This is a genomic window from Alteromonas gracilis, assembly GCF_002993325.1.
Taxonomy (GTDB): Bacteria; Pseudomonadota; Gammaproteobacteria; order Enterobacterales; family Alteromonadaceae; genus Alteromonas; species Alteromonas gracilis.
The window spans coordinates 243,812-256,513 of record NZ_PVNO01000031.1 but is presented as its reverse complement, the minus strand read 5'-3'; the positions used below and the strand labels follow the sequence as shown (position 1 = coordinate 256,513).

General features: G+C 45.5%; 9 protein-coding genes. 8 read left to right on the top strand and 1 reads right to left on the bottom strand.

Annotated features, from left to right (window positions below):
* The first annotated feature begins 242 nt into the window (after positions 1 to 242).
* From C6Y39_RS17785 to C6Y39_RS17765, 5 genes are all read left to right on the top strand, one after another.
* Positions 243 to 3,149 (top strand): TonB-dependent receptor, encoded by a 2,907-nt coding sequence (locus C6Y39_RS17785; protein WP_105932552.1) that lies wholly within the window; start codon positions 243 to 245, stop codon positions 3,147 to 3,149.
* 84 nt (positions 3,150 to 3,233) lie between these two features.
* On the top strand, positions 3,234 to 4,802 hold the full coding sequence (locus C6Y39_RS17780; protein ID WP_105932551.1) for a tryptophan halogenase family protein: 1,569 nt from the start codon (positions 3,234 to 3,236) through the stop codon (positions 4,800 to 4,802).
* A 26-nt stretch (positions 4,803 to 4,828) separates the two neighbouring features.
* A complete protein-coding gene (locus tag C6Y39_RS17775) occupies positions 4,829 to 5,572 on the top strand; it encodes a SapC family protein (RefSeq protein ID WP_105932550.1) in 744 nt (247 codons plus the stop codon).
* Positions 5,551 to 6,252, top strand: a complete 702-nt coding sequence (locus C6Y39_RS17770; RefSeq protein WP_105932549.1) for a DUF6445 family protein — start codon at positions 5,551 to 5,553, stop codon at positions 6,250 to 6,252. The genes C6Y39_RS17775 and C6Y39_RS17770 overlap by 22 nt, the downstream gene beginning before the upstream one ends.
* Positions 6,253 to 6,422: 170 nt before the next feature.
* Positions 6,423 to 6,605 (top strand): DUF6435 family protein, encoded by a 183-nt coding sequence (locus tag C6Y39_RS17765; protein ID WP_105932721.1) that lies wholly within the window; start codon positions 6,423 to 6,425, stop codon positions 6,603 to 6,605.
* A gap of 29 nt (positions 6,606 to 6,634) precedes the next feature.
* Here C6Y39_RS17765 and C6Y39_RS17760 read toward each other — a convergent pair whose 3' ends face one another.
* Complete coding sequence (locus C6Y39_RS17760) at positions 6,635 to 9,721, bottom strand: TonB-dependent receptor (protein WP_420808498.1); 3,087 nt, start codon at positions 9,719 to 9,721, stop codon at positions 6,635 to 6,637.
* Between the two features lie 290 nt (positions 9,722 to 10,011).
* On the opposite strand from C6Y39_RS17760, the gene C6Y39_RS17755 reads away from it, so the two are divergent.
* The 3 genes from C6Y39_RS17755 to C6Y39_RS17745 all read left to right on the top strand — a co-directional run bounded on the left by C6Y39_RS17755 (position 10,012) and on the right by C6Y39_RS17745 (position 12,615).
* Positions 10,012 to 10,602 carry a sigma-70 family RNA polymerase sigma factor gene (locus C6Y39_RS17755; protein WP_105932547.1) on the top strand — a complete coding sequence of 197 codons (591 nt, stop codon included), beginning with the start codon at positions 10,012 to 10,014 and terminating at the stop codon, positions 10,600 to 10,602.
* Positions 10,595 to 11,692, top strand: coding sequence for a FecR family protein (locus tag C6Y39_RS17750; protein WP_105932546.1), 1,098 nt, complete (start codon positions 10,595 to 10,597; stop codon positions 11,690 to 11,692). The genes C6Y39_RS17755 and C6Y39_RS17750 overlap by 8 nt, the downstream gene beginning before the upstream one ends.
* A gap of 176 nt (positions 11,693 to 11,868) precedes the next feature.
* Positions 11,869 to 12,615 carry a hypothetical protein gene (locus C6Y39_RS17745; RefSeq protein WP_105932545.1) on the top strand — a complete coding sequence of 249 codons (747 nt, stop codon included), beginning with the start codon at positions 11,869 to 11,871 and terminating at the stop codon, positions 12,613 to 12,615.
* The last annotated feature ends 87 nt before the right edge of the window (positions 12,616 to 12,702 follow it).

The window sequence follows — 12,702 nt, the reverse complement described above, 5'->3', positions numbered from 1 at the left end:
TGAAACGAAAAGTGTGTGTTTTTTAGACAACCGTAAAGGTGAAAGATGTTTACCGTTATTCAAATAAAACAGTGCACTCTCATCACCTCGAGTCAATTAATTTAAAAAATTGTTAAATTAAATTGGGGGATTTTACAAATGGTGTCGTCTTTACAAATTGACAGCGTAATGCTGTAAGAAAAAGCCGAGTGGGGTGCACACCACAAAGCGAATTAAAATTAACGATTAGGACACACACCATCATGTACAGGAAAACAAAGCTTGCATGCTCAGTGGCAGCAGTTTTAGCATCCGCTATTTCTGCTAATAGTGCATTTGCCCAAGAGGCGCAACCCAATAATGACGTAGAAGTGATTGAGGTAAGTGGTATCCGTTCATCGGTTGCAAAATCGATGGATGTTAAACGAAGCTCAGCGGGCGTAGTCGATGCCATAAGTGCAGAAGATATCGGTGACTTTCCCGATACCAACTTAGCTGAATCACTACAACGTATTACCGGCGTATCTATTGACCGTTCTGGTGGCGAAGGTCAGCTTATTACCGTGCGTGGATTTGGTCCACAGTTCAACACGGTATTAGTAAACGGTCGCCAGATGGCGTCTGAAAACGATTCGCGCGCGTTTAGTTTTGACACAATTGCTTCTGAGTTAGTAAGCAGCCTTGACGTGCATAAAACGTCAACGGCCACAATGCAGTCTGGTGGTGTAGGCTCTACTATAAATATTAATACCGCACGTCCGTTTGCACTAAACGGCTTCAAAATGGCGGGCTCGGTAAAAGGCGTGTATGACGAAAATAGCGAAGAAACAACGCCGCAATTTTCTGGCCTCATCAGCAACACGTTCAACGACGACACCTTCGGCGTATTACTCGCCATTTCACACCAAGAGCGAGAGACTCGCCTTAACCAAGCTCAAATGGACGGTTGGCTAGAAAACGTTGGTGTGCCGAACCCTGTTACACAATCAGGCGAAGCCTGGACAGGCAATGTATTTTCGCCACGAAACTACGACCACAAAGTTACCTTTGAAGAACGTACCCGCACAAACGCTAACCTTGTATTCCAATATGCGCCTAACGACAAACTGGTTGTAACTGCTGACGCACTGTACTCAGATTTTGACGTAGAATCGGAAGCGACGTCTTACGGCCACTGGTTTACCGCACCTAACATACAGGGTGTAGGCGATGACGGCAGCTTGTTTGATGAAAACGGCAATCGCCGCAGCCCAACGGTAGACGCAAACGGTACTATTGTCGACTTATACCAAGAAGTCGGTTTGGCGACAGATATGCACGCCAAAACGTTCGACCGTTTAACCGATACCTATGCAATAGGCCTCAACTTTGATTACCAGTACTCTGATAATCTGAATTTATCGTTTGATTTAAGCCATTCAGAAGCCGAGCGCGAAGCCAATAACGGCGGCGGCGATCAACTATCACTTATTGGTTATGCCAACCGCGTACGATTCCAAGTAGATGACAACATTTTACCGGTTGCCAGCATGTTCGCCTCGCCTAATGGCAATATTTATAGCGGTCAACAAGAACTAGATGGCGCGATTGTTACAGGTCCTGACGGTTTCCCTATTTACAATCCAGCACTTACGCCTGATGGTGTTAGCAATCACCTTGATGAAGCTAACAGCCGAGCTCACGTAATGCTGCGCCGCGGATGGGCTGTAGAAGACGAAGTAAGCCAACTGCGCTTTGACGGCGAATACGTAACAGATGGCAGCGGTCTAACTGAAATTCGCTTTGGCACACAGTACAGTACCGAAACCAAATCACTCACCCGCTGGGACAATGAAGGCGTAGGTATTCACTGTACTTACTGTGGTTACCCTGACTTACCTGAGATCCCAGCAGGCAGCCAATACGTTTTTGATGCGGGCAGCGATTTCCTTTCTGACGTAAGTGGTAGCGGTCGTATGCCCACCTCTTGGCTTGCCCATGATGGCGAAGCCAACTTTGCGTTTCTAGAATCTTATTATCAAAGCGTAAATGGCGAATCTATTAGTTTTGATGCGGTACGTCGCAACAATAGCTTTGAAGTTGAAGAAGATATTCTCTCTACCTACGTAGAATTCGATTTTGAAGGCGAAGTAGCAGACATGTTCTTAAGCGCGACCGCTGGTGTGCGCTATGAGATGACAGATGTAACGGTTAACGGAACGCAGGCGCCCATAACGGGCTTAACGATTCTAGATCAAACCGAAATGCTCGCGGGTTTTGGCGACGCGCAAAGTATTGCCACAGAGTCTGATTACGACGTGCTATTGCCAAACTTCAGTGTACGTTTGGAAATTACCGACGACTTAATTGCGCGCTTTGCGGCAAGTTCAACTATTACTCGCCCCACGCTTAACAGCATGTCGCCGGTAACAGTCATTACGACCACTCGCCAAGGTGGTGACTTAACGTCCACAAGTGGTAACCCTGCACTAGAGCCATTCAAATCAGATAACTTAGACTTATCCCTTGAGTACTACTACGACGAAGCAAGCTATGCATCAATTGGTTACTTCAGAAAGCTGGTATCGAACTTTATTGTTAATAGTCAAGAAGACAAAACGTTTGAGCTTGCTGACGGCAGCCTGCTAACCGACCCTTCGACAGGAGCAAACACTAGCGCGCCAGATGCGGGTGACGAGGTGGCTGTGTTTACTAATACACTACCAAATAACGGGGAAGACGCCACGGTAGACGGATTCGAGCTTGCAATTCAACATACGTTTGACAACGGCTTTGGGGTACTTGCCAACGGAACCATCGTTGACAGTGACGCCGAACTAGACCCGTTCGATATTAATCAAGTATTTGCGCTAACTGGGTTGAGTGATTCATACAACTTAGTGGCATTTTATGAAACTGACGACTATCAAATTCGACTTGCCTATAACTGGCGTGATGAGTTTGTTCAGTCGTTAACACAAGGGCAGGGTGACGGCCCAACCATTGTTGAGTCTTACCAACAGCTTGACATTAGCGGTAGCTACAGCGTGACAGACAATGTAGAAATCTTCTTTGAAGGTATTAACCTTACCGAAGAGTTTGTACATAAACGCGGTCGCTTCTCTAATCACTTGCTGTTAGTTGAAGACAGCGGCAGACGTTGGGCTCTCGGTGTGCGCGGAAACTTTTAGTTTCGCGTAATTGGGGCCGGCATTTGTTGGCCCTACATTCGTGGCTACCCTTTGGTAGCCACAGTTTTTATTCAGGAATACAGTATGGCAACAGCAACTCCCATAACGCACATTGTAGTAGTCGGTGGCGGCAGCGCAGGGTGGCTTACAGCTGGTCGTATTGCAGCGCAACATCAATGTGCAACCCGCAAAGACATTAAAGTAACTTTAGTAGAAAGCCCCAATGTACCTATTATTGGTGTGGGGGAAGGCACCTGGCCCACCATGCGCTCTACATTGATTGCATTGGGTATTAGTGAAACCACCTTCATCAAAGAATGTGACGCTACATTTAAACAAGGCGCAAAGTTCGCTAAGTGGACTACAGGTGAAGAGCACGACTTTTACTACCACCCTCTCATGCTGCCCCAAGGGTTTTCACAAACAAATTTAGGCCCTTATTGGCAGATGGTAGCACCAGAACTAAACGAATCTTTTTCCCATGCAGCATGTGTTCAGGAAGCTATATGCGAAGCAGGCTGTGCACCTAAAAGCATACGTCACGCAGAGTTTGCAGGCACCGCAAATTATGCTTATCACCTAGATGCAGGGAAATTTACCGCCTTTTTAACCAAACACTGTACTGAAAAACTAGGCGTACACCATGTATTAGCCGATGTTAACCGCGTCGAAAGCAATGACAACGGCGATATTAAGGCTCTTCATACCGAGCAAGGGGTAACAGTAGAAGGCGATCTGTTTGTTGACTGTACCGGGTTTAAATCTATGCTGCTTGGTGAGCATTACAAGGTGCCGTTTATTCCCTGTGACGATGTACTTTTTATCGACCGAGCATTAGCAGTACACGTGCCTTATGACACTCCGCAAAGTCCTATTGCCTCCCACACTATCTCCACCGCACAAGACGCTGGTTGGATTTGGGATATCGGTTTGCAGTCACGCCGAGGTGTAGGCCACGTCTATTCCAGCAGGCACCAAAGTAAAGATGAGGCCTATGCTCGGTTAGATGCCTACGTTCGCCAAACTAGCTCATTGAATGGCATAGAAGGGATAAACGTAAAAGACATTACTATTCAAAGCGGACACAGGCAGCGCTTTTGGCAAAACAACTGCGTGGCTGTTGGGCTAGCAGCGGGCTTTTTAGAGCCGTTAGAAGCCTCTGCCCTTGTACTGGTTGAATTATCGGCCTCAATGATTGCCGAACAATTGCCAGCAAACCGAGCCGTGATGGATATTATGGCGAAGCGCTTTAACGACACGTTTTCTTATCGTTGGCAGCGAATTATCGACTTCTTAAAGCTGCATTACATGTTGAGTAAGCGAGAAGACAGCGCATTTTGGCGAGACAATCGCGATAGCCACACCATTCCTGACTCATTAAAAGAATTACTCGCACTGTGGCAGTACCACCCGCCGAGTGACAAAGACTTTACCAGCAACAATGAGGTATTTCCTGCGGCAAGCTATCAGTATGTGCTGTACGGAATGGGGTTTACCTCAGATTTAGCTACACATCAACAATGGGTAAATGCAGACTTTGCCAAACAGCAGTTACAGCAAAATAGGAAAGCGCGCACAATGGCGGTGGAGAAGCTGCCTAAACATCGCGAACTTATAAATAAAATTCACCAATTCGGCCTGCAGGCCGTTTAACGTAAATCAATAAGCAGGACCTACGTATGACTCACATGGTTGCCATTAATAATAAACAGCATGCAGATTTGAAAGTAACCGAGGATGCATTGTCACTAAGCGCCAATCAGCACCTTGTTCCTGTGGTGGTCTCTGAGCTAAACAAGCTAGTGGTGCATTATCCCGTGGTGATCACCAAGTTTGACGACTCAGGACAATTTGGTTTATCGGCCTTGTTAGGTTTTGAAGAAAAGGAAAACCTATTTTGGCAGCAAGGTGAATGGGATGCGGTTTATATTCCCGCACAGTTTGAACGGCTGCCTTTCTATGTAGGAACGGAAACGCAAAGCGCTGACAGCAATAACAGGGTGCTGTGCATTGATATGGATAACGCTTCAGTAAGCGAAGAAAAGGGAACGCCGCTTTTTGATAACACAGGAGAGCCTAGCAGCTACCTGTTAGAGAAGCAGCAGATCCTTGCTCAGCTTCTTGACGGTGAAACGCAAAATCAGCGTTTTATTGCCGTGCTGCAACAGCACAACCTTATTACACCATTTACGTTAGATATTACCTTTGAAAACGATAGCAAAACGTCTATAACAGGGTTATATACTATTGATGAGGATAAGCTTGCGGCGCTTAGCGCTGACGCGATTGCTGATTTGCATGCACAAAACATGCTGCAAAGCATTTACACGCTGATAGCGTCAAACGCACAAATCTATGCCCTTATCAACAAAAAGAACAAGGCAAATAAAAACGCAGACGCATGGTTTCAAACTACGAATTAATTAAAGTTGGCGAAAAAGCCACGCCGGTTGTTGTTATTGATGATTTCATACCAGACCCGCAGAGTTTGGTAGAGACAATAGCCCAGTATCATCAATTTACAAAACGCGATGGCGACTTTTACCCCGGTGTTAGAAGTCACGCGCCTAAAGGGTACGAAGCACACCTACATACCTCGCTAAATAAACTGTTTTGCCTACTTTCTTTGCACGAAAGTATGCAAAGCTTTGGCGTGGAAAAACCACTTCAAATACCACTTGTGCAGCTTTCCATCGCCAATCAAGCACCGAAGAGCTTGTCGCCCATTCAATGTATTCCACACATTGATACACAAAGTGATAATGAATGGGCATTCGTGCACTACCTGTTTAGTGAACCTTTAGGCGGCACGGCTTTTTATCGACACATTGAAACCGGATTAGAGCGCGTGGACTCAGCCCAGTATGAAAACTATTTCAGAACGCTAAAACGGCAGGCCACCAGCGTAGGGCTTCCGCCCAAAGCTTACATCAATGGTGATACCGACATGTTTACTCAAATCGCTCGAGTAGAACCAAAATTCAACCGCGCTTTATTGTATCCTGCCAACCTATTGCACAGTGGCTGTCTACCCAACAATATTTCGAATTCAGCGGATGCAAAGAACGGCAGACTCACTGCAAACGCCAGTATTGTTTTTTGACGCACTCTTTAACGAGCATAACTTTACATCGGTAAAGAAGCTAAAAACGTACTCACACCACAGTGGGCGCTTTGTGCAAAACATTCATGAAGGTTTATTCACACAAAAAAGGTGATCGAAAGTTTGTTTTCAAACGTTTCCTCGCTAAATCACCATATAGGATGTTTACCATGTTTGGACTTTTCAAAAGTAACCCAACGAAAAAAATGCGAAAGCAGTATGACGCTTTGCTTGAAAAAGCCATGCATGCTCAAAGAAACGGCGACATAAAAACCTACTCATTGCTCACCGCACAATCTGAGCAGCTTTGGAAAGAAATAGAAGCATTAGAGCAAGGTAAGCCAAAGTCGTAGAGTGCTATGCGCCAAAATAACCAGAACGATTAGTAAATAATGTTAACCCCTAATGCATAGCGGGCGCCTGCATCTTGTACAAGTAATAAATGATTACTGAAACGGCCCCGTTTATGCACAGTTTCATTAGTAATATTGATACCCTCAAAGGATATGGCGACGCGAGGGCTAATTTGATATGAAAGACTCATATCCCACTGTTGATATGGGCTGACAAAGGTTGGCTCAGTACTTTGAGTTTGGTTGAGCGATTGCAGAAAGCCTTCTCGCTGGTTCCAAGCCAGGCGCCATTGTAAGGCGTCTTTTTCATAAAACAGCACCACATTCTTTGCGCCAGATAGCCCGGTAAGCGCAAAGGTTGAGCGAACATTGGCCGCATCCAGCTCTGCGTTGCTGTCTACGAAACTTGCATTGGCCTGTAATCCCCACCCTGACTCACCGAAAAAGTGTTGCATCGCTATCTCTACACCTTCGACGGTTGCAGATTCACCATTGTTAGGCGAAATTACTGTAAACAAGGCTAAAGCGTCGGCATCATCAACTGCGTTTGGATCATCGCCGGTACTAGGGTCAGTTACGTTATTGAATGCTTGCGTATTGCTCTCATTCACGATGAAGTTATCCACTGTTTTTCTGAAATAGCCTGCTGATACATAGCTGTTTTCTTGGTAATAGTGCTCAATGGCAATATCAGTATTAATTGCCTCAAAGGGCAGTAGCTGTGAATTTCCAATACGTGCCCTTAAATCGCCTCCTTGCCGCGTGGTGGTATAAGTCACGCCTGGGGCCATCTGCTCCAAAGTTGGGCGAGTAATACTGTGGTTATAAGCCACGCGTAGCACCCAATTATCGAGCCAGCTGGCTTTCAAACTCAAATTCGGAAGTAAGTTGGTATAATTTGTGGACTTATTGATATTTACAGACGCGCCAAACTCCTGCCCGAGTTCGGTTTGATCTAAAATGACAAGCGCTGATAGCTGCTCGTCGACGCCACTTACCTGCACATCTGTATATTCAGCCCGAAGCCCTGCATGAATATCGATAAACCAAGGCGCATAATCCTTTTCAATGGCGGCCTGAATATATCCCGCATACACTGCTTCTTTGACTGCAAAAGAGCTTCCTCTTGTCTCAGCGGCAAGACTAACACCACCAGTGTTTTCTAAGTAAGTGAACAATTTACTGCCGTCGTGCCTCAACCATTGACGAGGAATATTTTCATGCCCACTTATCGAACCAAGAAAATTATCGCCCGCATCAAATATGGTTTGAAAACTATCTGGGATATCTGGCATATCGAAATAGCCACAAAAACTACAGTGTCTTGCATCTGCTTCGTTGTCTCTTCTTTCGTTGGCTTTTTCTCGCTGAGTTAAGGCTGCGCCAACGTCAATTTTGCTAAACCAGTTATCGTCGCCCAACACGCTGATATTCACCTTCGCCTGCCCTATATCGTCATCAATACTCCACCCTCTACGTAACATAACGTGAGCGCGACCGTTTGAAGGGTCTAAGTAATGCGATACGCCTACAGGCTTACCAAAAGCATTTACTTGGTCTGGGTTGGCTTGCTCAAAACCCGATATCGCGGGTAGGACATTTTGCTGGGTGTGATCGAAGGAAGAGCGATTAAGATAACCGATAAGTGAAAGTGCGTTACCTTCTCCATTATTGTCGTCGACATTGGCTGTCGAATAAGACAAGTCGGCATCGACTATAACACTATCGCTTGCAAGATAACTTGCTGAAACGCCAAAGCTCTGTGAGGTGGATGAACGATTAAATGTGCGAGCGTGAAAGTCGGTGGCATGGCCACTGATTTGTGAGAACGCCACCGCCGTGCCGTTTTCATCCACCGTGACATCTTCAAGATTACTTGAAGTAAACCAATGTCCCATTGAGGTTGCAGAGGTCTCGACGTCGAATGTCGACCCCAAATAGTCGGCAGTAAGCTCCAGCTTGTTGTTAGGTCGATACTGTAAAACGAGCGCAGACCCTGTACGGGTTCTATCGTCAAAACGCACTCTCTGATCGTAATTTCTTGGAACGTATAACGTATCGACGTCTTTAGAAAGCTCACTTTCAGGTACGTTAGTATTTACCAACCAGCCATCGATTTGCGCTTCTTCTAGTCTGGCTTGACGTTGGTGCTGAGTAAAGGAGGCTAAAACACCCAACGAGTTATTTAAATAGGTGTTGCTGAACATAGCGGACGTTGACGGCGCGTATTGCTGCGAGTTGGTATCGTATTGCATTTTGACGCTGCCTGCCGCTCGCATTCCCTTGAAGGACAAAGGTTTAGCTGTTTGAACATCTATCGTTGCGCCAATTCCGCCCGATTGCATACTTGCTTGGCTTTGCTTATGTACGATCACACTACTGACAATCTCAGAGGCTAGGGTATCGAAGCTAAATTCGCGCCCGAGCTTATCAGTTGCCATTGGTCTACCGTTTAGCAGAACCCTATTAAATTCAGGCCCAAAACCTCGCACTGTGACAAGTTGCCCTTCTCCCTCGGCGCGGTCGATAGATACTCCAGACACCCGCTGCAATGCCTCTGCAAGGTTTTGATCAGGAAACTTACCCATGTCCACCGACTGAATTGTGTCCATAATAATGCTGGCATTACGTTTAATAGCAACTGATTGGGCGATACGCGCCCGTAAGCCTCTTACTTCAATATATTCAATATCATAGTTGCCTTGCACATCTGGCACGGTGACTAGGCTGTCGTCTTGTGCGGTAACGGTGTCAAACAAGCGCCCAATTAGATAATTACTCTTATCTCGTTCACCAATAGGCACTATTTTTATGCGCGTGTTGTCCACAATGTAAGCACTCAGCCCTGTTCCTTCTAAAAGCTTTTTAATTGCGAGCTGGGGCGTATAGTTACCACTTACTTCATTCGCTAAAATATGCCTTACTTTGTTAAATGGAAAGACAACAGTTAACTCGGCTTGATTAGCAAATGCAATAATCGCCTCGTCTGCATTCTGTGCAGGAATGGCAAAATCTATAGCAGGAAGGGGCGACGCCCTCTGCGCAAGCACCTCGGCTTGCTGATGAGGCTCTACCGACTCAGCATAAGCAACGTGGTTTACCCCTAACGACACCATGCAAAGCGCCATCGCTAAAGCGCTAGGCTTGAAAGGTAACAAGGTGATGGAATCTTGCAGAGTGGTTGCCGCAGGCATAGTTGTGTTTACGCTGTTGTTATTATGTTTTATCGGGAGTTGTGATGCGTGAGCCTCACTCTCAACTTAATTGGATGGTGTTGTTTTAAACCAGCAACGCATTTAATACAACCTATTAACAAATTTAATTTTTGAGTGATAATGCTGAAAATAGCTGGGGGAAAATCACGTGCCTGTCGTCTTATTAATTAACAACGATAATAAATAACAATATGCCCATAGAAACAGCTATACATAATGCCTATATGTCGGCGCGCGGCTCGATGGCCAAAATGCTATCGCGTCTTGTGCCGCCTAAAGAAGTGGATGACATACTACAAGACACATATGTGCGCTTGTGTCAGGCAAAAACAACTGAGCATATTAAAGAGCCCAAGTCGTTTTTGTTCAAGACGGCAAAAAATTTGGCTTACGACCATCTTAAACGTGCTGAAACGCGCATGGTCGATGATAGCGTAGAAGTTAAAGCCGCCCTTGAAAGTGCCATAAATGGCGCTGAAGACGAGACGTTTAACAATAACGCGACACAACAAGAATTTAAATTGTTTTGTGATGCAGTACGCGGCCTTCCTAAACAATGCAGACGCGCATTTGTGTTAAAGAAAGTGTATGGCTACTCTCTAAAAGAGATCGCCCAAGAATTAGAGATAAGTGAAAAAACCGTGGAAAAGCACATTGCTGAAGGTATAAAACGATGCACGTTATTTATGCGAAGACAATCAGCATCGCATACACGGCCTACTACTTATCAACGTAGCGGGCAGCAAAGCACGGCGGAAGTAAAGAGAGACGCCCATGAATAGCTCGAAGAGCGAGACCAATACCGACACCTCTAGCAACGTTGTTCAATTCAACAGTGATGAGCGCGTGCTTGATACTGCCAGTGAGTGGCTTGTGAAGCTAGACAGAGGCCTTGATAACAGTGAGACCGAAGCGTTAAAAACGTGGCTTGCTACGCCGTTACATCGAAACACCTTCTTAGAAATGGTAGCCTTGTGGGACAAAATGTCTGTGCTTAGCGAGCTGTCTGATATCGTGCCTCATACTCCTGAGCTTAGCGTAAAGCAAAAGGCGGGCAACACAATATCTTGGAAGCGTCCATTAGCTATCGCTGCTTCGTTTCTAGTAGTGGGGTTATTAAGCTTTCAGGGAATAAATTTATTCTCGCCATCTCATCAAACAGCACCTGCTGCACAAATCGCAAGCTACTCGTTACAGGTCTCGACCAAAGCGGGAGAGCACAAGAACATTACTCTAGAGGATGGCAGTACGCTTTGGCTCAATACGAATTCTCAAGTGAACATTGCTTTTACGGATACGTCCCGGATTATTCAGCTCGTGAAGGGCGAACTTCATATCGAAGTAGCGAAAGACAAAACGCGTCCACTTAATGTGCTTGCGGCAGGTAAAGCTATACAGGCGGTTGGTACTGCATTTAATGTGCAATATCACCGCGGCGACCTTGAGCTTGTAGTCACCGAAGGCGTGGTCGAGGTCGCCAGCTATACACTTAACAAGGCCAACGGCGAGAGCATTATTGACCCAATAATTAAGCCTCAGGCAATTCCACTGATGTTGGTTCAAGGTGAGAAGTCGCTTTTATCTTTGCCTAACAGCACCATTGAGACAGTGTCAGATGAAGATATCGCGAATGATTTAAGCTGGCGTGAAGGCAAAATTGTATTTCGCGGCGAACCTTTAATTGACGTAATTGAAGAAGTTAGCCGATATACCGATAAAACCGTTGTATTAGGCGATGCCGCGCTTGCCAATATGCAAGTGGCGGGGCTATTCAATACCAATGATGTAGACGCGCTTATTGCTGCTCTTGCCGACAATTTACAGATATCGACAGACTACTCTAGCGACACCATTGTCCTTCGCCCCCGCTAACGGTGGACTTGAGTCTTAAGGGCATACTTAGTTTTATTGGGCTACAAACTAAATTTAAAGCGCGTTTCAAAGCTTAACTCGCGCTTTGACCCACTACCCCTTACAATGACGCCTTATACCAGTTCGCATGCGTTGGTATTATATGTAAATGCATCAAACAATAAGGCTTCTTTGATATGCAAATAGGCAGTGCTGTAACGGCATTTAAACAGTTCACTTCTAGACTACTATTTCTGACCATCAGCGCGGTGCTATCTAACACAGCTTTCGCCATTGAAGCGGGCCAATATTACTATTTTATTTCCGACAAGTGCGTAGTCAAAGGGCCTCAAACGCCAGAAGAGCGAGGCGCTGTAACTCCCGATGTTATGCTATTTGAAGTAGTGCCTGCTGGAATTAGCGATTATTACGTGAACATGAACACCAAAGCGTTACTCCACTATGGAGAAGAAGGACAAGCATACCTTTCATCACTGGAGTCTGAACAAGCTTACACTGCGGGTAAAATGCCTTCAGAAGAAAGCTTAAGAAAAGATGGCAATGCTATTCATCACGACTTTATGCTACAGCGCGAAGCCATCGACGTAAAAGCGTTAATAAATACCTTAAACGGCTTTTCACAACTTCAAACTGATAAAGGTTACTTTTTTAAGAAAATAGTAGGTCTTTCAAACCCTAACGCTAAATTTAAAGCTATCACCCAAGTTCGCTTAAGCGATTTCGGTCACGATAACCGCATGATGTTGACAAGCTATACCAGTAACTATTTTATGCTAGATGAACAAGGGAAAGCGTCCGAGACTCCATTTATCTCTGTGGATCACGGCGCAGCACTGCGCAGCCAACTTCACGACGCTAGCAGTCCTTATTCCATATTTACAGAAAAAACGGTATGCGGTGAAAAGTGGGAACCGGGTAATTAGCAGCGCAATATATCCGGCTGTAGAAGATTTATGTTTAGCTAATAACGTTTAGCTAAAAAATGTCACCCTTACTTCGGTTTCCCTACA